16 protein-coding genes are annotated in these 21010 nt (G+C 48.0%); 10 read left to right on the top strand and 6 right to left on the bottom strand.

Features of this window, described 5'->3' with window-relative positions; all coding sequences use genetic code 11:
• Positions 1-87: 87 nt before the first annotated feature.
• Positions 88-810: a Bax inhibitor-1/YccA family protein gene (locus AQULUS_RS07825; RefSeq protein WP_148339509.1), complete on the top strand. Its 723-nt coding sequence runs from the start codon at positions 88-90 to the stop codon at positions 808-810.
• Positions 811-902: 92 nt separating this feature from the next.
• On the opposite strand, the gene ffh is transcribed toward AQULUS_RS07825, so the two are convergent.
• Both ffh and AQULUS_RS07815 read right to left on the bottom strand, forming a co-directional pair.
• Positions 903-2288 (bottom strand): signal recognition particle protein, encoded by a 1386-nt coding sequence (gene ffh, locus AQULUS_RS07820; RefSeq protein WP_148339508.1) that lies wholly within the window; start codon positions 2286-2288, stop codon positions 903-905.
• Between the two features lie 107 nt (positions 2289-2395).
• Positions 2396-4099, bottom strand: coding sequence for a hypothetical protein (locus AQULUS_RS07815; RefSeq protein WP_148339507.1), 1704 nt, complete (start codon positions 4097-4099; stop codon positions 2396-2398).
• Between the two features lie 168 nt (positions 4100-4267).
• Between AQULUS_RS07815 and AQULUS_RS07810 the strand changes: the two genes are divergently transcribed.
• Positions 4268-5539, top strand: a complete 1272-nt coding sequence (locus AQULUS_RS07810) for an HlyC/CorC family transporter (RefSeq protein WP_197737304.1) — start codon at positions 4268-4270, stop codon at positions 5537-5539.
• A 546-nt stretch (positions 5540-6085) separates the two neighbouring features.
• Here AQULUS_RS07810 and AQULUS_RS07805 read toward each other — a convergent pair.
• Positions 6086-6460 (bottom strand): Mth938-like domain-containing protein, encoded by a 375-nt coding sequence (locus AQULUS_RS07805; RefSeq protein WP_172622781.1) that lies wholly within the window; start codon positions 6458-6460, stop codon positions 6086-6088.
• A gap of 97 nt (positions 6461-6557) precedes the next feature.
• On the opposite strand from AQULUS_RS07805, the gene AQULUS_RS07800 reads away from it, so the two are divergent.
• From AQULUS_RS07800 to AQULUS_RS07775, 6 genes are all read left to right on the top strand, one after another.
• Complete coding sequence (locus AQULUS_RS07800; protein WP_148339505.1) at positions 6558-6830, top strand: hypothetical protein; 273 nt, start codon at positions 6558-6560, stop codon at positions 6828-6830.
• 119 nt (positions 6831-6949) lie between these two features.
• Entirely contained in the window at positions 6950-8680 is a 1731-nt protein-coding gene (gene recJ / locus AQULUS_RS07795; protein ID WP_148339504.1) for a single-stranded-DNA-specific exonuclease RecJ, read from the top strand.
• A 464-nt stretch (positions 8681-9144) separates the two neighbouring features.
• On the top strand, positions 9145-10062 hold the full coding sequence (locus AQULUS_RS07790; protein WP_172622780.1) for an iron-containing redox enzyme family protein: 918 nt from the start codon (positions 9145-9147) through the stop codon (positions 10060-10062).
• Between the two features lie 10 nt (positions 10063-10072).
• Complete coding sequence (locus AQULUS_RS07785) at positions 10073-10894, top strand: class I SAM-dependent methyltransferase (protein WP_148339502.1); 822 nt, start codon at positions 10073-10075, stop codon at positions 10892-10894.
• Positions 10869-12206 carry an ATP-grasp domain-containing protein gene (locus tag AQULUS_RS07780; RefSeq protein WP_172622779.1) on the top strand — a complete coding sequence of 446 codons (1338 nt, stop codon included), beginning with the start codon at positions 10869-10871 and terminating at the stop codon, positions 12204-12206. The genes AQULUS_RS07785 and AQULUS_RS07780 overlap by 26 nt, the downstream gene beginning before the upstream one ends.
• Positions 12207-12214: 8 nt before the next feature.
• Entirely contained in the window at positions 12215-12784 is a 570-nt protein-coding gene (locus AQULUS_RS07775) for an RBBP9/YdeN family alpha/beta hydrolase (protein ID WP_172622778.1), read from the top strand.
• A 127-nt stretch (positions 12785-12911) separates the two neighbouring features.
• Here the strand turns inward: AQULUS_RS07775 and AQULUS_RS07770 are convergent, their stop codons facing one another.
• Complete coding sequence (locus AQULUS_RS07770) at positions 12912-15050, bottom strand: hypothetical protein (RefSeq protein WP_148339499.1); 2139 nt, start codon at positions 15048-15050, stop codon at positions 12912-12914.
• Positions 15051-15395: 345 nt separating this feature from the next.
• Here AQULUS_RS07770 and AQULUS_RS07765 point away from each other — a divergent pair, with 345 nt between their 5' ends.
• A complete protein-coding gene (locus AQULUS_RS07765) occupies positions 15396-18353 on the top strand; it encodes a hypothetical protein (protein ID WP_148339498.1) in 2958 nt (985 codons plus the stop codon).
• A gap of 271 nt (positions 18354-18624) precedes the next feature.
• Here the strand turns inward: AQULUS_RS07765 and AQULUS_RS07760 are convergent, their stop codons facing one another.
• Together AQULUS_RS07760 and AQULUS_RS07755 are read right to left on the bottom strand one after the other, a co-directional pair.
• Positions 18625-19014: a hypothetical protein gene (locus AQULUS_RS07760; RefSeq protein WP_148339497.1), complete on the bottom strand. Its 390-nt coding sequence runs from the start codon at positions 19012-19014 to the stop codon at positions 18625-18627.
• Between the two features lie 151 nt (positions 19015-19165).
• On the bottom strand, positions 19166-20314 hold the full coding sequence (locus AQULUS_RS07755; RefSeq protein ID WP_148339496.1) for a protein kinase family protein: 1149 nt from the start codon (positions 20312-20314) through the stop codon (positions 19166-19168).
• 256 nt (positions 20315-20570) lie between these two features.
• Between AQULUS_RS07755 and AQULUS_RS07750 the strand changes: the two genes are divergently transcribed.
• The gene (locus tag AQULUS_RS07750; protein WP_148339495.1) at positions 20571-20984 is read left to right on the top strand and encodes a hypothetical protein; all 414 of its coding nucleotides are present in this window, start codon (positions 20571-20573) and stop codon (positions 20982-20984) included.
• The last annotated feature ends 26 nt before the right edge of the window (positions 20985-21010 follow it).

Below are 21010 nucleotides of genomic sequence, written 5' to 3'. Positions count from 1 at the left end.
AATAGGAATATGCGCTGAATGCCTCCATTGTCTGGCAGCATTCCGCGAATACCTGTTGTCCTTCAAATAATTAACTGGAGAAAACCCATGAATTCATTCGATAGCCGCGGGCAATCTGAAATTTACCGGCAACAAGACAGGGCTGCCGCCAACGCAGGATTCATGAGCCGTGTGTATTTCTGGATGATGCTGGGGTTGATGTTGTCAGGAATCGTGGCTTATGAAGTGGCTGGATCCAAGGAATTCCTCACGGTATTGCTGGGCAGCCGCGCATTATGGTTTGGCCTGATCCTGGTACAGTTTGGCGCGGTCATTGCAATATCGGCGTTTGTCAGCCGCATGAGCGCGGTAATGACCACGGCAGTTTACCTGGGTTATGCCATACTTTCAGGCGTGACATTTTCAGTTATCTTGCTGGCATTTACCGCTGAAAGCATCAGCCAGGCCTTTTTTATCACTTCATTCGCATTTATCGGTTTGAGCTTGTTTGGATATCTCACCAAGCGGGACCTGGGGCCGGTGGGCTCGTTTTGCATGACGGGTTTGTTTGGCGTGATCGGCCTGATTTTGGCGGGTCTGATTTTTCCATCCATTATGACTGATGCGGTGCAAATGACCATCAACGTGTGCGGCATCATCATTTTTTCCGGGCTGACTGCTTACGATACCCAAAAGATCAAAAACTTTAACAGTGCGGTCCAGGGTTCGGAAATGGCAAGGAAACAAGTCATTGTGGGTGCCTTGACGCTTTATCTCGATTTTATCAATTTGTTCCTGAGTATTTTGAGATTGACTGGCGGCCGCAGATAAGAGACTGGCTTGCCTTTGAGGAGGTTCATTGCGTTCGCAAGGAATCTCCTCAGTATCGTTTTGACAAGGCTGCTTCAGGTTTTTAGAGGTTTTTAGAAGGGCATTCCCGGGGGCATGCCTCCTCCGAAGGGGAACTTGCCCTGCATGCCGCGCATGAGTTTCATGATGCCGCCTTTCTTGGACATTTTTTTCATCATTTTTTGCATCTGCGTAAACTGCTTCAGCAACTGATTAATAGACTGAATGGAAGTTCCCGAACCCAGGGCGATACGTCGTTTTTGAGAATTTCTGATTATGTCAGGGAAGCGGCGTTCTTTGGGTGTCATGGAATTGATAATGGCTTCGATTTCAACCAGCTTTCTGTCATTAAACTGGTCTTTAACATTTTGCGGCAACTGATTGATTCCAGGCAGCTTGCTCATGATGCCCATGACGCCGCCCATATTGTGAATCTGTTTCAGCTGATCGCGAAAATCTTCCAGGTCAAAGGATTTGCCTTTTTTGATTTTACGGGCGAGTTTTTCTGCTTTTGATTTGTCGAGATTACGCTCCGCCTGTTCCACCAGAGAGAGAATATCACCCATGCCCAGAATACGGGAGGCGACACGGTCGGGGTAAAAGGGTTCCAGCGCGTCGATTTTCTCGCCGACGCCAATAAACTTGATGGGTTTTCCTGTGATGTGGCGTATGGACAATGCCGCGCCGCCGCGCGCGTCGCCGTCGGTTTTGGTGAGAACCACGCCGGTCAAGGGCAGGGCGTCATTAAACGCCTTGGCGGTATTGGCCGCGTCTTGGCCGGTCATGCTGTCGACTACAAACAGGGTTTCAATAGGATTGATCGCCGCATGCAAACGCTGGATTTCGGCCATCATTTCCGTGTCTATGTGCAGGCGGCCCGCGGTGTCCAGGATCACGACATCAATGACTTTGCTTTTTGCCGCCTGAACCGCTCCGCGCGCGATGGCAACCGGGTCTTGCGAAACATCACTGGGATAAAATTCCACGCCTACCGTATGGGCGAGAGTGGATAATTGTTCAATCGCCGCAGGTCGGTAAATATCCGCGCTGGCGACCAGCACGGATTTCTTTTGCGTTTCTTTCAGCCACCGCGCCAGCTTGGCAACGGTAGTGGTTTTACCGGATCCCTGCAGACCTGCCATTAATATGACGGCAGGCGGCTGGGTCTTGAGGTTTAGTGCTTCATTGAATTCTCCCATGACGACTACCAGTTCGTCATGGACCAGTTTGATCAGGACTTCACCCGGCTTCAGGCTGTCCATTACTTCTTTGCCAATGGCCTTGGACTTGATGTGATCGATGAATTCTTTGGCTACAGGAAGGGCGACATCTGCTTCCAGCAGGGCGATGCGAATATCCCGCAAGGTATCTTCAATATTGGCTTCTGTTAATCTTCCCTGGCCAGACAGGTTTTTGATGACTTTATTTAAACGTTCCGATAAGTGATTAAAATTTAACATGAGACCTCAGCCGCCTGTAAGTAATAAGCGGCTGAGAGTATACATAAAAAATACTCCCCGCGAAAAGAGATCATTTTCGGCATTGGCAGACTGACGGCTTTTCGGTTTTACATGAGCACACAAGTTGTTGCGGGTTTTTTGTCAGCGGAGGAAAGACTTCGCCGCGTGGATGAATGCCTGCTGGAAAACAAGGTATCATTATGAGTGGAGACGCGGGCCGGTTCTCGTTCAGTCATCAGGCCGCTTTCTTCATCCTGAGGCTGGTTTCCTTCCGGGAAGGGCGGTCGCCCGTGCGCAGATGAGGATAAGAAGTCAGCCTCTTGCTCCTCATTAATGGCTACAGGCGGCCTGGAGTGCTCATCCCGCAAAAGAGATTCATTTTCGTCATAATCATCGCTCAACAGACGCTCGCGTTCTTCACGATCAGGGGATGAAGCAGGGTCGCCGCAGGAAAATAAGCCGCAAATCCCATTATAGATACGGCTGATGCCGGAGGAGACACGCTTGACCAGATTATGCATGGGAGGATAAAGACACGCGGTCGCCTGCAGGGATTCCTGTACGAACATGGCCCAGCTGAGGGATTCATATACCTCATCGGGAATAGTGGAATTGTTGATGCCGAAATCCGTCGCGACATCTTTGTGGAAAGACGTGTTCAAGGCGCGTTTCCAGAAGGCCAGATAAATGCCTAGTGCCAGGGACAGGGAAAATGCCGCGATTTTTGCCGGTTCAATCTTGCGCTTTTGTATGTAACCAAAAAATTCATCCAGCGATTTGATGTTATACAAACCGGCAAAGCAAAATGACGGAATGGTATTAACCATGCTGGGCACGCCTATCAGTATTCTTCCGTGCGTGCTGGTAATGGAAAAAATGCTTTTGATGGCAATATAGCTTTGTACGGAATCCTGCAGAGACTTCAGGGTGCCCATTGCGCCGCCGAACAACGGGCTGGCGATGGTGCTGAATGAATTGGTATAAGGAGTATGCGTGCCAGCCAGGCGTTCTCGAATCACTTTATACATTTCCGCGCTGTCTGTCAGCGCGTTGGTCATGCCGGCACCTGAAGCGACGAAACTGCTAATCACCATCCACAAAACGGGATTGACGGATTTCTCGAAATGATATTCCGAAGGAATCCCGTCCATGAAATAATAAGCCTGCATGCCTTCGCATATCGGTCCCCAGACGGCGGGCAGGGCGGAGAGGGCGATGGCTACTCCTTCACGGGTTTTTGAAAGTTTGGGCCAGTCGCGCGGGAACCTGCGTTTTTTGACGATCTTGCAAGTTTCGTCAAAGTTTTCTCGGGTGGTTTCTCCTGTCAGGCCTATGGAGGACAGGAATGCTGCTCCGCTTGCGGTAATGATAATGGCATAAGAGGTAGTGTGCGAAGTCCACAAGCTGCGTCCTATGTCGGCGGCTTCTGTCAATGCCACAGATATCGGGCCGAAATACAACAATGGTCTTAATGGCCTGACAGTAGTGCAGCATGCATCATAATGATCTTGCTCGCGGTCGTCCTGGTCATTCTGGTCATCTTGATTATCTTCCGCCGGGTGTTTGCCGGAAAGAAGACCGGATGGATTTTCTTCATCTTGTGAAAGTCGCGGCGGCAAGCTTGCTGTATCCGGCGGCATATCGATGATGAGATGACGGGATTGTTCCTCTGAACGGTCTGGCGGAGCATCATCGGAAGAGGTGTGCAGAGTCATGTCCCGGCTTGATGACAGTGATGCTGGCAGGATGGCGGTTAACTGCGCATCCTGTTCGACGTCAGAAACCAGTGGTGGTGTGGCGCGCGTATCCATTTTCTATTCCTCGATTTGTATTATATAATGAACAAGCTTCGCGGGGTTATTTTACCTTATCACGACCCAGGAAAGAACCGGAACGGACTGTGGCAAGGGTGCCGTTATCATAAGCCGTTATATTTTGTAAGATAATTCAGTGATAATTTCAATGGCTAAGGGCATTGATTGAATAATTTTCAAATTTTCATATTCAGTATACTGCTGGTTGCGCTGATACTGTTCGCTGCTTTTTTTTCCTGTGCAGAAACCGCCTTGATGGCGGTCAACCGCTATCGGCTGCGCCATATGGCGCGCCTCAAAAAACGTTACGCGATACGCTTGCTGCAACTGCTGAAGCGTCCTGACCGTCTGCTGGGCGCCATTCTGATCGGCAACACTTTCGCGAATATGATTGCTTCCTCGCTTGCTACGCTGCTTGCGTTTCATTTCTGGGGTGAGCACGGGGCGTTGCTGGCGGCGTTGACACTGACCTTTGTCGTGTTGATTTTTGCTGAAATCGCACCTAAAACACTCGCGGCCATTTACCCGGAAAAAGTGGCGCGCTGGGTGGCGTATCCGGTACAAATCATTTTGAAAATCCTTTATCCTGTCGTCTGGTTTGCCAATGCCATTACCAATAATCTGCTCAAACTGCTGCGGATCCATGTTGCCCATCACACCGCGGAACCTCTGTCCCGCGAAGAATTGCGCAGTATCGTCTATGACACATCGGGAAAAATTTCCCGTCAGTATCAGAACATGTTATTGGGAATACTGGATTTGAGCAAGCTTACTGTTGATGATGTCATGATTCCCCGTAGCGAGATATCCGGAATTGATATCGAACAGCCGCTGGAATCGATTATTGCGTTTATTAACAAACATCATCAAGACTGGATTCCAGTCTATCGCGAAAACATTAATCAGGTGATGGGTGTTTTATATACGCATGAAATGCTGCGGCTCTTGTTATCAAAAACCACCATTACCAAAGAATTGCTGGAGCATTTTTTGCAGCAGCCCTATTTTGTGCCTGAAGGAACGTCGCTGAATATTCAGTTGGGATATTTTCAGCAAAGCCATGAAAAAGTGGCGTTTATTGTGGATGAGTATGGGGAAATCCAGGGATTGCTGACCTTGAATGATATCCTGGAGGAAATCGTGGGCGATTTTACATCCAGTCTTGCATCAGGCAAGCGTATTCAACTGCAGCCCGACGGCAGTTACCTGGTGGATGGAGCAATGACAGTGCGCGAATTCAACCGCACGACAGACTGGGAGCTTCCGCTGGGCGGCCCGAGAACAATCAATGGCTTGATCATAGAGCATCTGGAAGCATTGCCGCATGTGGGGACCACTGTGTTAATTGCCGGCTATCCCATCGAAATCATTCATGTGAAAGATAATCGTGTGAAACTGGCGCGAGTCTTCCCCCTGCTGGCGCAGCCTGCTCCTTAAGCCTGAATATCCGGTATTGCAGACGGGTCATACGCAGCTGCGCGCAGAAGTGTCCGGTAAAGCAGGAATCCAGAACCCGGGTTCATGGTTCGAGACGCCGCGCAAGCGCGGCTCCTCACCACGAACGGAAGGTACGCCGCTAACGCGGCTCCTCACCACGAATGGAAGGTACGCCGCTGATGCGGCTCCTCGCCACGAACGGAAAAATCCGAATCCGTTCGCTCCTTCGACAAGCTCAGGACAGGCCTGAGGAGGCACGCAGTGCCGTCTCGAAGAGCCTGACACAAGCAGGGATCCAGGCTTTTTGAATATTTCTGGATGCCAGCTAAAAACATGCTGGCATGACAACGTCTCCTCCTCGCCACGAACGGGATTTTCACCGCCGTTCGCCCTGAGGAGGACACGTCAGTGTCCGTCTCGAAGGGCCTGTCCTGAGCCTGTCGAAGGGCCTGTTCACCCCTCTTGTCATTCCCGCGCCTTCTCTGTCATTCCTGCGCTTTCTTGTCATTCCCGCGCAAGCGGGAATGACAAGAGAACACGGAAAGCTCAACTAATGATCAAGGCGGCAGCCACTCTACGGTTTTCCGCGCACAAGGCGTTGAATGTGCGGCAGGCCGCGGGGGTGGCCATGACTTCAACACCTATGCCTTGATTGATTAAACTTCCATATATTTCAATTGATAAAAGCATGTGGGTCGGGCCCGTCCCTATGAGCAGGATATCGGGTTTTAACTCGGCAATGACATTCAGGGATGCGGCTGTTAACTCGCTTACGGTTTGCGGCTGCCAGTCTGGAACTAACTCATCCGGTGTAATGATAATACTGGATGTAATGGTTTTCTCATTGACTTGTATGGCGCCTGGCTTAAAGGAGCGTATCTGGTATTGCGCCTGATTATCATCTAGGTCCAGTGTGGCCATGAACTTCTCCGAATGCATTGACAGCAGAATTTGTCGTGATTATGTTACCACTAACGCATTAACAGTTCGAATATCATCTTTAAGATAAGGATAGAGTATGACTACACCCATGCAGACGCAGCCAGCCTTGCCCTATAAAAGCGTCGCGGCGGCCTTGCTATTCAGTGTGATATTGGGGCCGGTCGGTCTCTTGTATGCTTCTTTCTGGGGTGGGTTGTTCATGATTCTGATCAGTCTTTTTGTGGTCAGCAATAAATTCTTTTTCATTACTTTATTGATTTGGCTGGCCTGCTGTATCTGGAGCGTGGGGACGGTCGACGCTTACAATCGTAAAATCATGAATAAATATCTGGTGGCCCGGTTATCCTGACGATAGACTCGGGACGGTTTCCTCTGTTTAATCCAGGCTCGCCAGTATGAGGGTATGCGAGGCAGGCGTGTCTTTTTCGGATGGATGAAAGTGTCTGTCCTGGCTTCGTAAGGAATAATATGCAAAAACACATTATCAGGCGTGAATATAATCAGGAACACGCGGATGCGCTGCGCGATGTCCATCCGTTGTTGCGGCGGGTTTACGCTGCTCGTCAGGTACGGTCTGCGCACGAACTTGATAGAACGCTGGATTCACTGCTTCCCTATGATTCTCTGAAGGGGATGGACGAGGCGGTCAGTCTTCTGGCGGAAGCGGTCAGAGGTAATCACAAGATCCTGATTGTGGGAGACTTTGATGCGGACGGCGCGACCAGCACCGCGGTCGCCGTGCGCGCCTTGCGAAGTTTTGGTGCCGACAATGTTCAATACCTGGTTCCCAATCGTTTCGCTTATGGTTATGGATTAACACCGGAGCTGGTCAGCGCAGCCGGGAATTTCCAGCCTCAAATGATTGTAACCGTCGATAATGGCATTGCGAATCACGCGGGGGTTGAAACAGCCAAGTCGCTAGGCATGCGCGTTATTGTCACAGACCATCACTTGCCGGCAACGACGCTGCCGCCGGCCGATGCCATCGTTAATCCCAATCAGCCGGCGGATCCGTTTCCCAGTAAAAACCTCGCCGGCGTGGGCGTGATATTTTATGTCATGCTTGCTTTACGCAGATATCTTTCTAACGCCAGCTGGTTTGAAACCAGAAACATCCCTGAACCCAATATGTCGCGTCTCCTCGATCTGGTTGCACTGGGGACGGTGGCCGATCTGGTGCAGCTTGATCATAACAACCGCATTCTTGTTCATCAGGGCCTGCGGCGCATACGCGCGGGACAATGTATCCCGGGCATCATTGCCCTGCTGGAATTATCCGGGCGTGATTATGCCCGGGCAGTGGCGTCGGATCTGGGCTTTGCCGTCGCTGCGCGGTTAAATGCGGCGGGTCGACTCGACGACATGTCATTAGGCATAGAATGTCTGTTATGCGATGACACGGTACGCGTACGCAGTATCGCGCGTACGCTGGATGAATTAAATGAAGAACGCAAGCATATAGAAAGTGACATGCAGGCGCAGGCGATCGCAGCGCTGAACAAGCTTCACGACAATTTGCAGACGGCGCTGCCCAAAGGCATTTGTTTGTCTGATGCAGCCTGGCATCAGGGAGTGATAGGAATTCTCGCTTCACGCATCAAAGACCGTTATCACAGACCTGTGATTGTATTTGCGCCAGGTCAGGATAATGAGTGGAAAGGATCGGCGCGCTCGATTTCCGGTCTGCATATTCGTGATACTCTTGCTCTCATCGATGCTCAATATCCGGGATTGATCATCAAGTTTGGCGGGCATGCCATGGCTGCCGGATTGACTATTCCGGGCCATGGTCTGGAAAAATTCAGCCAGGCTTTTGATGAGGCGGTGGCGAGGCAGGTGACAGAAGCGCAGCTTCAGCATGCCTTGATGAGTGACGGCGAGTTAACGCATGAAGAGTTTACACTGGAAGTGGCTGGTTTGCTGCGTGATTCGGGACCATGGGGACAGGCTTTTCCCGAGCCCTTGTTTGATGATGTCTTCAATGTGCTGGAACAAAGGATTATTGGAGACAAGCATTTGAAGCTGCGGCTTGCGAAAGGAGACAAGATCATGGATGCAGTGGCATTTTTTATTGACACGCAGCAGTGGCCTGACCATCGCTGCCAGTCCATTCGCGCCGCCTATCGTCTGGATGTCAATGAGTACAAAGGCAGACGCAAAATACAGCTTGTCATCGAGCATATGGAATGCGCAGATTAAATGGGATTTCCGTGCTGCTTGTTCTGGGCATGGAAGTGGATGCTGCAAATAAGCGGTGTTAGTCATCTCTGGCGCGAGTCAATATTATTATTCGCAAAAATATGCTAAAGAAGTTGAAAGAATAATGCTTCTGTTTTATATTTAAATTCTGTTTTTAAGTAGTCAGTTTCCCAATATCCCGTCTGAATTTTCTTTCTTTACTCACTCAAGTTGACACGGCGACATCGTCGTGGTGCGAAGCGGCAATTTTTCTCGCGTCTGCTGCTTCAGGAAGCAGAAACATAACATTCGTGCATATGAGAGTTATTGTCACGAGAGCGGGAACTGTTGTCTTTTCATGCCTGCCTTGTTAGTCATGTGGTTGTTTACTTATTTGTTTGGTTAACCGGCCAATTATTTTTTCGTATCTCTGCGGATGACTCCGATTTGCGGGTATCCGCACAATGGAGCTTAAGGAGTTTAAAATGAATATTAGTGAAAATGATTTATTAATGGCGTTCAAAAAAAATAATGAAATATTTTTGAGAAAAATTCACCTCTATTTAAATGAGGCTTATCGTAATCTCATTTATAACCAGGATGAAGACCAGGCTTTAAACGAAATGCAAATCTGCAAATTAAGGTACATTGAGAACGTCTGGATTGAAAACGAAATGGTTGATTGTATGAACCGGTATGACTGCTCCAGACCCATCCATTCCATTGAAGATGCGGCAGATGTCCTGGCGGGACATCCTGTTTTTCAGCATCCCCTCTATTCCTATCTGCGCCAGGAAGCGTCACTGGAGGAAGTGAAATTCCTGATCTGGAATGATTCGGTTCTAAACCTGGAGTTTTTTGATTATCTTATACTCGCCATGGTGGGTGTTTCAGAACCGGTGCGTCTTGAGATAGCCAAAAACGTATGGGATGAAGCGGGCCGCGGATGCCTGCAGCAATTTCACACGATTCTGTTCAGGAGAATACTCGCCAGACTGGGTATGCATTACGATAGATATGAAGTCGTCAATCAGATGTCATGGGAGGGATTGGCTGGAATAAACCTGTTCAGTTATATGTCGCTATACCAGCATCATAAAATCAAGTATTTTGGCGTGCTTGCAGCGACAGAAATGCTGGATCCGCCGCATTATCTTCAGCTATTGACGGGATTTTCGCGCTTACGCATGAGTGCCGCGGTCAATCCCGCTTATTATCAGGAACATGCTGAAATCGACATTCAGCATGCTGGCAGCTGGATGAACAAAATCATACTGCCGGAATTATCCCGCTGTCCGGAAAAAATTTCTGATTTCTGGCTGGGATTTTATCTGCGTCTTGATTCGGTTCAGCGTTATTATGATGTGTTGTTGAAACACTTTTTAACGCGTAAAGCCGCTTAGGAGTATAGTCATGAGTTATATGTTGACTGAAGATGAAGAAGACATTGCCCAGGAATGGCAAAAATATAAAGGCTATACCATTCGCCCGCTCCCCAGCACCCTGGAATTTTATGATTATGTCATCAAGTGTGCGAAGCGCGATGCCAAAAATCTGTTGTTTGGGGCAACACCTGAGATCCGCAGCATCTTTCAACGCCTGGAGCGCAAAGTGGTTATGGTGGACAACTCCCTGTCCATGGTCAGGGCAATGGGAAGGCTTACGATTCAGCAACAAGCTGTTTCCAGCAATGAAACTTTTATACCGCTGGACTGGTTGAATCTGGGTTTCCTGGATGAAACGTTTGACTTCGCGATAGGTGATGATGCCATCAATATGATTGGCTGGGATTATTTTGATGCATTTTTGCGAAATACGGCGGCAGCACTCAATCCGCAGGGTATTTTCGTCTGTCATCTGTTGTTAAAACCGGATGACAGTCTGATAGACAAAACAGTGGATGAGGTTTTTACTGATTATACAAGGGGATTAATCAACAACCGCCATGATTTGGCAAGCATGTTGAACTTCATATGTTACGATAAGTCCACCTGGAGCATGGGATGGCAGCAGACTATAAATCGTATAGGCAGAGAGAAACTACTGGCTATGGCGGCAGAGTTGGATTTTATCGGGACATTTGGCAAATGTAACAGCCGCTTTTGCTGTCCGCCCAGAGTGGAATTCGAAACACTTGTACGGCGGTATTTCGAAATCAGTGATTGTTTTTTTCCGCAAGAGTATGCGTATTGCGCTTTTGAGCCTGTCTATGTACTTGCAAAAAATGGGAGATAACGGCATGACTATCGGCTTGATCAATTACGATCATTTGATTTCCGGGGCAATATTACCGTCTGATATGTTGAAAAAAATCTCTGTAGAAAACCGGACCATGGTTTTCATTGAACCCTATGGTTCTGGCATTTCCATGCTGAAACGCGCCTGGGCAAGCGGGTTTAATATTATCATCTTGACGGCAAATTCGGGTTTGCGCAAAGTGGCGGATACCATCATCGAATCCGCGCACCTGGCGATACGAATTGATACAATGGATGATGAGTGTGTATTAAAGCTTCTTCAATTTCTCCGCCAGCATACACTGATGGATACGGTCATACCGGGATTTGAATATTTTGTACCGCTAGCTGCTTATGCCAACGCCATGCTGGGATTGCCAGGCACAAATACAGACTTGGTTGCGTGCTTGCGTAATAAAGCGCAAATGCGCGCGAAGCTCAGGCAGGCCGGTATCCGGATTCCGCGATTTCATTCTGTGTCATCTCTGGCTGAGCTTGAAAAGGCAATAGAAGAAATCGGGTTCCCGGGCGTATGCAAGCCGGTGGATGCGGCGGGGAGTGTGAACGTGCGCAAGGTTGATAACAAAACGGCTGCGCTGCAGGCGGCTGTGCGTATTCTTCAGGGTACAGATGTTCTTTGGGGATATCAGCTTTCCCGGCAATTACTGTATGAAGAATACATTGATGGACAGGAATACAGTGTGGAAGGCACGGTGACGAACGGCCATGTTGTTTTTTTCAGTGTGACGGAAAAAATTGTCCATGACCAGTCAGAATTTATTGAAATAGGTCACATTGTGAATCCTCCATTGAGTTCCGACATGATTAATCAAATTGAAACCTATGTCGCTGAAGTCATAACGGTATTAAAACCGGATAATTGTCCTTTTCATGCTGAAGTTCGCATCACGCACTGCGGAATGCCTGTTTTAATGGAAATTGCGGCGAGACTCGCGGGAGATAAAATTGGCGAATTGATCACTCTTTCCAGAAGAGTGAATTATTTTGATTATGCCTGCGCATCTTATCTGGGCATAAACAGGTATTTATCCTGCGGCCATGCCGGAGTTGCCGGTATCCGCTTTTTTTACCGTCCCTTGATTAATCGATTTTCATCCATTTCAGGCATGGATAAAATCAACCAGTCTGCCGTGGAGGAAATTCATTTTTATTATCATAAAAACGAAGATATTCCATCGTTTCCAAAGCCTTTGCGCAGACTGGGACATGTCATCATGAAAGAAAGCAATTATGACAGGATGAAAACCACGTTGAAATGGATAGACGATAGTATTCAGTTTCATGCCTGATCATGCCTATGAATAAAAACGTAATAATCATTCATGGCGCATACGGATATCCTGACGAAAACTGGTTTGGATGGCTAAAAAGCAGATTGTCCCAATCGGGGGTGGCATGCCTGGTGCCGCAATTGCCTACGCCACGTCAGCAGCATCTAGAAACATGGATGAAAGCATTTGACCAGACTGTTAAAGCTTGTGTCAATCAACATTCCATCCTGATTGGCCATAGTCTGGGGGCGGCATTCATCTTGCGCTGGCTGGAGCGGCAATCGACGCGTATATATGCGGCAATATTGGTAGGTGCTTTCATTGGGAAAGTAGGTGATGAACAATTTGACAGTATCAATCATAGCTTTGTTGATTTGCCGTTTGATTGGGACAGGTGCAGGCGGAACTGCAGTAAATTTATCTGTTATCACGGATATGATGATCCTTATGTTTCTTCATCGCAGGCTGATGAAATCGCATTCCGGCTGGAAGCAGAGCGATACGTAATCATGAATGCGGGACACTTTAACACGGCTTCCGGGTATTATCAGTTTCCGCATTTATTAAATAATCTGGAAGCGTTGCTGGGGTGCTAACGCGCGCCGCGTTTGTTCAGGGGCGATCCGGTCGTGCCGATTTGAGAATTTGAAAGCGGACATTCCTGCCAATGCGGCTGATCACAGCATTCAGCTGTCATCAGCCGCCATGTTGACAGATTAACTGTTATAACCTGTTTGCTGCCTGCGGAGTGAGGCTGACAGCTTCCTTTTCAGAGCTGGGAACGGATTTTTGCGTAACCGGAGGCTGGCGCACGCCGGAATATAATCCGATTCCGGGTGTCGTGAACCAGGATCCGGCGATATCCGGCGAAACAATACTCTGAATGCCTTGCATGGCTTGTGCCTGGACCCGCGTGATTTCCAGATTCAATAAGCCGGGATGTTCATCGAATAATTTCGCCCGCTCTTCCATGTTTTTTAATTGCGTCTCATTTTCCAGCTGCATATTGCGTATCTTGATATCGTATTCTATCCTGGCGGCTTCAGCACGCAAGCGTGCCGCCTCAAGTTCAGCCTGAGCCTTGATCTTGATGGTTTCAGCCTCCCATTCAGCCTGCATGATTTTATTCTGCTTTTCCCTTTCTGTCTGAATGCGCTGCTGTTCAGAAGTTTGCTGCGCTTCGCGGGAGGTGATTTCCGAATTCAATCCCAGGACTGATACTTTGGCGCGCGCGGTAGCATTGAGCAATGAATTTTTAGCCATTTCATCGGCAATTTTAGCATCGAGGATTTTGGGCGGTTCCAGCCTCAATTGCGTAATGCGAATGCCTATCTTAAGCAAGTCATCCGCCAGTTGCTGCGTATCCTTGCTCAATTGGGAATAAAAAGGCGAGGGCTCGGAAGGCATTTGAAAAATGTCCCATGCATCCTTGTGATCTTTTACTTCCTTTTCCTTTACGACATTCTGGCCGCTTTTTTGAAAATCCGCTGAACTGCAGCTCTGGATGACGCTTAACATATGAGCAACGACAATATTTTCAATGTGCTTTTTAATATCGTCTTTTTGCAGTGTTTCCAGGGTCAGTTGTGGATTGTCGATTTCATAAGCGACCAGCAGCTGGACACCGATAGGCAAGCCGTCACTGGTTCGAAAGACTTCGTAATTGATGGCGTCCAGATCCGCGGGGTTATTACGGCGGCGCTGTTCCTGCGTTTCCTGGCTGGGAAATACCAGTGTCTGCCGATTGATTTTGAGAAATCCATCCACGAAAAAAGTCGGTGAGTCAATCAGAATGGGTTTATCCTGGGCTTTGATGGCGACCAGGTTTCCATTGTCATAGGCAATGGCGACTTCGCCTGTTCTGGGCATAATGCGTTTAATCGACCCATGTTCGATCAACTGCTCTGATGCATCAATAAAATATTGGGCTTTGTCGTTAACCTTGTGAAACAAGATGGTGAATGTCGGATCATCGAATACATAGGGTTCAGGACTGGCTTCCAGCAAGTGCGGCACGCCATTCAAGACAATTTTAGCCAATTTTCCCCGCGGTACACGGACAATGGCATAATTTCCATGGGTGATGACGTTATCAGACAGGTTGACCAGCGGTGATTCATCCAGACGAAAGTTCTGGTGCCGGATGACATGAGGGCCTTCTCCCAGAAATATCGGGTTCATGCCTTCCCACGCTTTCACCAGCTTGCCCTGCGGTACATTGACCAGAAAACGTCCGTGAGCGCCTATGCATAAATCAGTCTGTTTAAAGACACCGATTTCTTCAGTCACACCGGTCGCGTAAATGCCAAGACGCCGCGGTCTGTAAGTGAATGGAACCAGCTGCGGCACATTATTGCGATGAACCAGACGCAATTCATTGGTGTCTATGCGCTTGCCAAAGAGAACGGATTCTTCGGTGATATCTTCCTTATTGCCTCTGTTGAATTCCGCGACGATATTTCGGGTTTGAGCGACAGGATCAACATCGTACAGTGTGGATGCTCGCAAGATCTTATCCAGTTTGATTGTGGGGAATTCAGGCCTGGCGCTATCCAGCGTGTTATCGCGCGCGTTGTCTCTCAGCTGGCTGAAGATTTTATGGTAACTATTATCACGCGATAGTTCTCTGGCGGCATGGGGGATTCCGGGTTGAGTAAATTCGGGAGAAGAGATGAATGCCGGCTGTGACTGAGGGTCAATTAGCGGTGCGGACGCAAGTGCCCGATTGTGTATCGACGGTTGGGGCATTAGGGGAGGATGATTGCCAAAATTTGTCGCAGGGTAGAGAGGTGGAGTCGGCGATTCCGGGTTCATGATTCCTTCATGTGTGCCAGGCTGGGTTCTGCTTTCACTGGATAACATCTTGACCTCCTTGATTGTTAATGAATTAATCGATTCATTCGGACTATACAGAGTGCGTTATGACAGGAAGGTGATGGGAATATTAAATTATGATGATGGGTGCATGACGGCTGATTGACATATAGGTGACGAAAGCGTGACGGAATCATGACGGATTTATCATAAAGCATGCGCTTCCATCTGGTCGTGGCGATTCACAAATATATTCAATACCTTGGATAATGCGCCATGCTTGCATATAATAACCGGCGCCGGGAATATCAGTCTGGCATAATAAAATTTTGAAAAAATCTACTATATTTATAAGTATATAAGTATCAAATTCGCTAGTGCGATGGGGTCATCATGCAGTCTCGTAGCCAGTTAAACGGGGTATTGAGCGCAAGCAGTGGGGGCGCGCCTGTTGAAATAATTCTTCCTGAGCATGTGCTTGCTGCGCGGTCGCTATTTCCACGCGCAATGGCTGCCGACTCTCAGGAGAGCGGCAAGTTTGCCCATCAGCTGGGCGGGACCCTGGAAGCCCTGAAAAAATTCATTCAACAGCACGAGAGGGAAAAATATCCTGATCCGCCCTATCAATATTTTAATGGTTACAGGGTGATAAACGGAATTCCGCAGCAAGTGATTTGCGTAAGCTATAAGGGAGAACCGCTGCAAGATAAGGAATTGACCCGTATCCGCGAGCATTCCGTTATCGTTCGCAAACTCAATATTCTTGCCGGCGTTCTGTTTGCCATGCAATTTTCCAGCAGTTTTTACAAGCAGGATATTGGCATCGCGGAACGATTACATAAAATACTGGCTGACCGGATAGCCTCTGCAATGGAACCTTATTCGGGAAAGGATAAATCGCCGCGCGCTGAACTGGATGATTTTGCCGGATTGCTTGCCCGGGATATCAGTGCTGTGACCGGTGAAAGCTCTGACGAAGTCATTCGCAAAATCCGCAATGCCGAACGTTATTTCGTGGCTGATAATAACCGCCAGCGTGTATTCGCGTTTGAAACGGTTTTTGAAGGCGAGGCGAGTATCTGGCAAGTCGATATTCCCTATGGCAATAAACTCTCGGATGCTCAGAGGCTTGAATATCAAAAGATCCACCTCAAGAAACCCGCGGATCGCCCGGCATGGTTTAATCTGCTGGCAGACTGGGAACAGGAATGGCTGCTGCAAGTCATTCCGGATCCGGAGGGCAGGAATAATCAATTGGTCAGGTGGGATTATTTTGAAAGTCTTTTTCAATCCTCCGCCATGCAGCATATTCCCGGTATCAAGAATATCCGCACCAATTATCTTGTCAAGGCGGCGGACGATCATTGTGATGTCATCTCATCCAGCATCAAGACCAGTACCATGGTTCCCTATGAAATGCCTGACGTCAGCCGCGATGAAAATGTCAGGTTGACCGCGGAGCAAATGCTGGATGAAATGCAGTCGCACGCAGTTGCAAGCCTTTCCCGATTCAGACAATTGTTCCCGCAGCTTTCCAGCACATTCAAGCCGGTCTTGCTGGCGCAGTCATTATTGAGTGATGTGAAAGTCGCCAAGGCGGATATTCGTCTGGCGAATGCCCAGCGGGATGCGGTCCGTGAATTATCCGGGGAGTCCAAATACCAGGATGTGCGGATAATCAGCGGCAATGATCCGGTCAATATATTGCGGGTGGCTTCTCATCAGGATAGCGGCAGATGGGAATATGCAAAAGAAATTATGCAAACGGCCGATGATTTTATCGGACAGATCAAGCCTGGACTGAGACGGTTGAATCCTGAACAAAGGGCTCGCTATGACCTCATCACTGATGCGCATGAAAAACTGTCACAGTTATATAGCATCGGATTCATGCGGCGGACTGTATCAAATCTGAAAGATGTTAACTATGAGGCGTTCAAGGTCGCGTACCTGGGTGTGCTGGTCGAAGCCATGGGCGGGGTGGTGTCAACCAATTGCAAAAGCGGAAAAGATAGAACCGGTCTGGAGGAAATCTACCGCAATGCCATGTGGATTTACTTCGAAAAGTATAACAAGCTTCCGGGTTTTAATGACAAGGGCGCTGATCGCAAGAATTTTATTGAGATATTTGTGAAGCTTTTTAATACCATGAAAGCACATGAAACCGCGGCGAACAATACCCCTGGTTCGTTTGGTCTCAAGGATGATGCACAAATGTTATGCAAGGATATCGCGCGCGCGCTGGGCAAGTCCTATCAGGAATCGAATGACAGGGCGGCCATGAATAAACCGAAAAAATTCACCAGTGATGAAGAAAGACAGGGAGAGACGCGCAACATCAGAATCACTCCGCAGGATGAAGGCTGGGATGGGTATGTCAGAAACCTGAATCAATCCGCATTACAGGTTTATATTCATATTGACAGGCTGATAATGGATGAAGCATCTCGCGCATTCGTGAGACAGAAAATCCATGATATCGTTGAATACGGACTTACCTTGACTAATCCTTCTCCTGATGCCAGCGATGTGTTGAGACGCACTTATGTCCTGAAAATCATCACTCAGCTGGAGCAATGTGACACGATAGAAAACATGATGAAATATTTGAGTGAAACCAGGTTAAAAATGCAGAAAGATGCAGAGATATTGAGGCGGGATTTGAATCTTTCCGGATCCGGGATCCGGCCAAAGAAATCTTCACCCGCGCGGGCAAAAACCAGAAGTACGGATAAGCTGGATAAGGTAATGGAAGATCTTGTATCCGGACTGGATAAAGCAAGTCGTTTACCTGTGCAAACACCAGTGCAAAAAACGCATCCGTCGCCTTTGGTCAGTCATTCAATCATGAGTCCGCACTATGATAGCAGTCGTGTCGTGCAAGACAGGGAAGGGATTCATCCTGCTTCCCAATACCTTGATTTTGCCGTGCATAGAGTAGAGCAGGCTACAAGGCGCCTGGGCGAGGAAATCCCTGCTGAACGTAGCACGGCTGAAGGCATGGATTTGCTGTCAAACACCTCATTCTTTCAACCTGCTGAGCCGGCGAGTGAGGTACGCGACCAATCTCGCGTTTCTCATCAGGCGGATTTGGAAATTACGCCTGTTCGCACGCAGACGGAAATTTTAACAAACATGGTTTTTGTTTTGGATCATCTGGTCAATACGTTAAGCCAGATCGAGATGGAATTGAATAAAACATCCAGCATGCTGAAAACATTCAACCAGTATTCCAAGCCCGTGTCTATTTCTCCGGTGATGTTTTCAAGCCCAGGGGAAAAAAAGGACCGGGATTCGACTGCTCATGTTGTTACTCCGAAACCGATAAAATCAGGCGGAGAAACGCAATAATGATGGTTTACCGCCTCATTCTCGTGCGTCAATTGTCATGACGGACGAGAATAAGGGGGATGAACAGCTCTTCAACAGGCTTAGGACAGGCCCTTCGAGACGGCACTGCGTGCCTCCTCAGGCCTGTCCTAAGCTTGTCGAAGGGGCGAACGGATTTGGATTTTCCCGTTCGTGGTGAGGAGCCGCGTCAGCGGCGTCTCGAACCATGAACTCTGGTTTTGGTTCCCGCTTGCGCGGGAATGACGTGCGGGAATGACATGATAAACAAATGTCAGGGGAGTGATTTCAGGTCGGGTTCAATCCATTGTTTGCGAGCGGCTTCACTTTGAAGCAGTGCTTCGGAATAATATTGAAAGGGTAAGGCTTTATTCTGCAAGTGGGGATGGCCAAGAAGAAATTCTTCAAAGGTTTTATGTGTCTGTATGATCATGGCGGCCCTGACAAGATGGATCCATGTTTTTGTCAGGGTTTCATGATAGATATGCGCGGCGCCCAGATGGGCGGCGTAACGCCGGATGCCGTGAGTGATTTGATAGACTGCTTGCTCAAACGTATTTTTGCCCAAATAAAGCCAGGCAATTCGTAAATGGCCTTGATGGCTGAATTCGGATTTCGCCAGTGTAAGGGTTTCAAATTGTCTTAAAAATTCCTGGTCATGCATAGAAGGGCATCGCTCAGTGGTCTGCAGAATGTCCGGGTTATTTTGGTTTGGGCAGATTATCGGCCGCAATTATAATTCTTGTCTGGCTGCGCGGCAATAGCGGCTTGTTTCGTTGAATAATGAGTGCGTCAACAAATGATGCATGAGTCTATCAGACCTTTTTATTGGAATCGGCTGAGGGTGCAGGAGTGTCGGGAGTGCGAGCCTTGGCGTTGCCCATTCTGTCCCGTGTAAAAAAACCAGTTCTTTGCGGGCGGTTTTCCCTGGGTTGTGACAACTTCTGCTGTGCTTGCAGCAGATGATTGATAGTATTTAACGCGGTTTTTACGGACGGCCGCGCTTCGGGACTGTCTGCATTGACCATGCTGCGGAGCAAGGTTTGCAATTCGGTGCGGATTTTCGGATCCGGGATTTTTTCCTTATCAATCACTCCCTCTTTTCCAAGCAAATCGAGCATGGTGGCGGCGGCGGCATAACTTTCTGAATGATAAGTCACGATATAATCGACTTCAGCGGTTTCGCGGTCTGGCGGTATGGGTTGCTCACATTCAGGTGCGGCATTCGGAGGTACGCTATCCGAGAGAATATGTCCTTTGCCTTCGATGATATCAGTTGCCAGTCCGAGGTCGACCAGCCGTACCGTCTTGGTTTCAGGATCATAAATGTAGTTATCCAGTTTGATATCAAAATGGAACAATTCCTTTTGATGCAACTCATCCAGCGCGCTTAAAATACCGCGGCAAATATTCAGCCATTCATCCGGTTTCAATTTTATATTTTCGTTGCTCAGTAGTTTATCGAGTGATATGCCGGGAGCATGTTTCATGACGATGACATATTGTCCGCCTTTGGAGGGGGATTCGCGAAAAAATCCCCCGGTTCCCATGCCTGCTTTCATCAGATTATGGACTTCTCTCTGAAACTCATGCTGAGAAATCTTGCGTTGGGGAATAATTTTGACGACATGCCAGCTGGAATCCGTCAGAGACTGCAGGTATTTTACTTTTCCAGACGCGCCTTTACCCAGAGAGTAATCTTTTCCTATAAAGACGGCGAAGAATTGATGATTGAGTTTGATCACATCATAGTTTACCGCCGCCGGAGAAGGTCTGGCTGTTTGTGAAAGCAGGTCTTCCAGTTCTTTTTTCTTATAACGGCCATCCGGGTAAGCATGGTCATCCGCCAACTGTGCAATTAGCTCCTTGCTGATATTCGTGGGAATCAGCATGCCTTCCGAGTCTAAAAATTTATCAGGAACAATCGTTTGAGAAGGCGGGGCTGTGTTTTCTCTCGGCTTCATATCAAAGGCCACCTTAATGATACATACAATTTATTATAGCTGATAGCTGAATTGATAAAGGGACGTCTTGAATCTGTTTAAGCAGTGCCGGCCATCAAGGTTCATTGTCATGCATAATATAATTAATAGCTTAGCAATATGTTTTCAGTTTGCGCCTTTCTGTTCCCGCATGCAGCAATATGTTAAAATATAATCAGAACATAATAATCATCATGATTCATTTATTTTTGATCCTCATAAAACAGGAGGATTCAACATGGAAAACCAGGTGAGTTGGCAGCTTTTAAGTAATTTACGCAACCGTCTTGGTGCCAAGGGTTATATTGAAGTTAGACCGCCCTCAACCTATGAAATCGCCATGATGAAACAGACTTTTGGCGGCACCATTCCCAAAGTCATTGCCGTTTTTGACGCAACCATGACTACAGATTCTCCCGCTGACATATTCAATCGGCATAAGAGCTGGTTTGAAAAGTTATTGGGTAATACGGGTGCAGGAGTACTGTTGTATATGTATCATCAGCCATCAGCGAGCCAGGTTGACGAAATTTTACAACTAGGCCGCGGCATGCTGGGTTATGGACAGGTTGTCGCAGGTGTTTACGATGTTTATAGTAATAAATACTGGATGTCTGACCACATGGGGTGGCCTGACGAAATATTCAAGTAGCCAAATGACCTTAATGCCAGCCAAAT

The sequence above is a fragment of the Aquicella siphonis genome, assembly GCF_902459485.1.
GTDB lineage: Bacteria > Pseudomonadota > Gammaproteobacteria > DSM-16500 > DSM-16500 > Aquicella > Aquicella siphonis.
The sequence above is the reverse complement of the archived record's forward strand: the minus strand, read 5'-3'. Positions and strand labels throughout refer to the sequence as shown.

What these genes read in the sequence shown, in the direction of transcription:
- AQULUS_RS07825 (WP_148339509.1), top strand. Translation starts at nt 88, where the DNA reads ATGAATTCATTCGATAGCCGCGGGCAATCTGAAATTTACCGGCAACAA.
- ffh (WP_148339508.1), bottom strand. Translation starts at nt 2,288, where the DNA reads ATGTTAAATTTTAATCACTTATCGGAACGTTTAAATAAAGTCATCAAA.
- AQULUS_RS07815 (WP_148339507.1), bottom strand. Translation starts at nt 4,099, where the DNA reads ATGGATACGCGCGCCACACCACCACTGGTTTCTGACGTCGAACAGGAT.
- AQULUS_RS07805 (WP_172622781.1), bottom strand. Translation starts at nt 6,460, where the DNA reads ATGGCCACACTGGACCTAGATGATAATCAGGCGCAATACCAGATACGC.
- AQULUS_RS07800 (WP_148339505.1), top strand. Translation starts at nt 6,558, where the DNA reads ATGACTACACCCATGCAGACGCAGCCAGCCTTGCCCTATAAAAGCGTC.
- recJ (WP_148339504.1), top strand. Translation starts at nt 6,950, where the DNA reads ATGCAAAAACACATTATCAGGCGTGAATATAATCAGGAACACGCGGAT.
- AQULUS_RS07790 (WP_172622780.1), top strand. Translation starts at nt 9,145, where the DNA reads ATGAATATTAGTGAAAATGATTTATTAATGGCGTTCAAAAAAAATAAT.
- AQULUS_RS07785 (WP_148339502.1), top strand. Translation starts at nt 10,073, where the DNA reads ATGAGTTATATGTTGACTGAAGATGAAGAAGACATTGCCCAGGAATGG.
- AQULUS_RS07780 (WP_172622779.1), top strand. Translation starts at nt 10,869, where the DNA reads ATGTACTTGCAAAAAATGGGAGATAACGGCATGACTATCGGCTTGATC.
- AQULUS_RS07775 (WP_172622778.1), top strand. Translation starts at nt 12,215, where the DNA reads ATGAATAAAAACGTAATAATCATTCATGGCGCATACGGATATCCTGAC.
- AQULUS_RS07770 (WP_148339499.1), bottom strand. Translation starts at nt 15,050, where the DNA reads ATGTTATCCAGTGAAAGCAGAACCCAGCCTGGCACACATGAAGGAATC.
- AQULUS_RS07765 (WP_148339498.1), top strand. Translation starts at nt 15,396, where the DNA reads ATGCAGTCTCGTAGCCAGTTAAACGGGGTATTGAGCGCAAGCAGTGGG.
- AQULUS_RS07760 (WP_148339497.1), bottom strand. Translation starts at nt 19,014, where the DNA reads ATGCATGACCAGGAATTTTTAAGACAATTTGAAACCCTTACACTGGCG.
- AQULUS_RS07755 (WP_148339496.1), bottom strand. Translation starts at nt 20,314, where the DNA reads ATGAAGCCGAGAGAAAACACAGCCCCGCCTTCTCAAACGATTGTTCCT.
- AQULUS_RS07750 (WP_148339495.1), top strand. Translation starts at nt 20,571, where the DNA reads ATGGAAAACCAGGTGAGTTGGCAGCTTTTAAGTAATTTACGCAACCGT.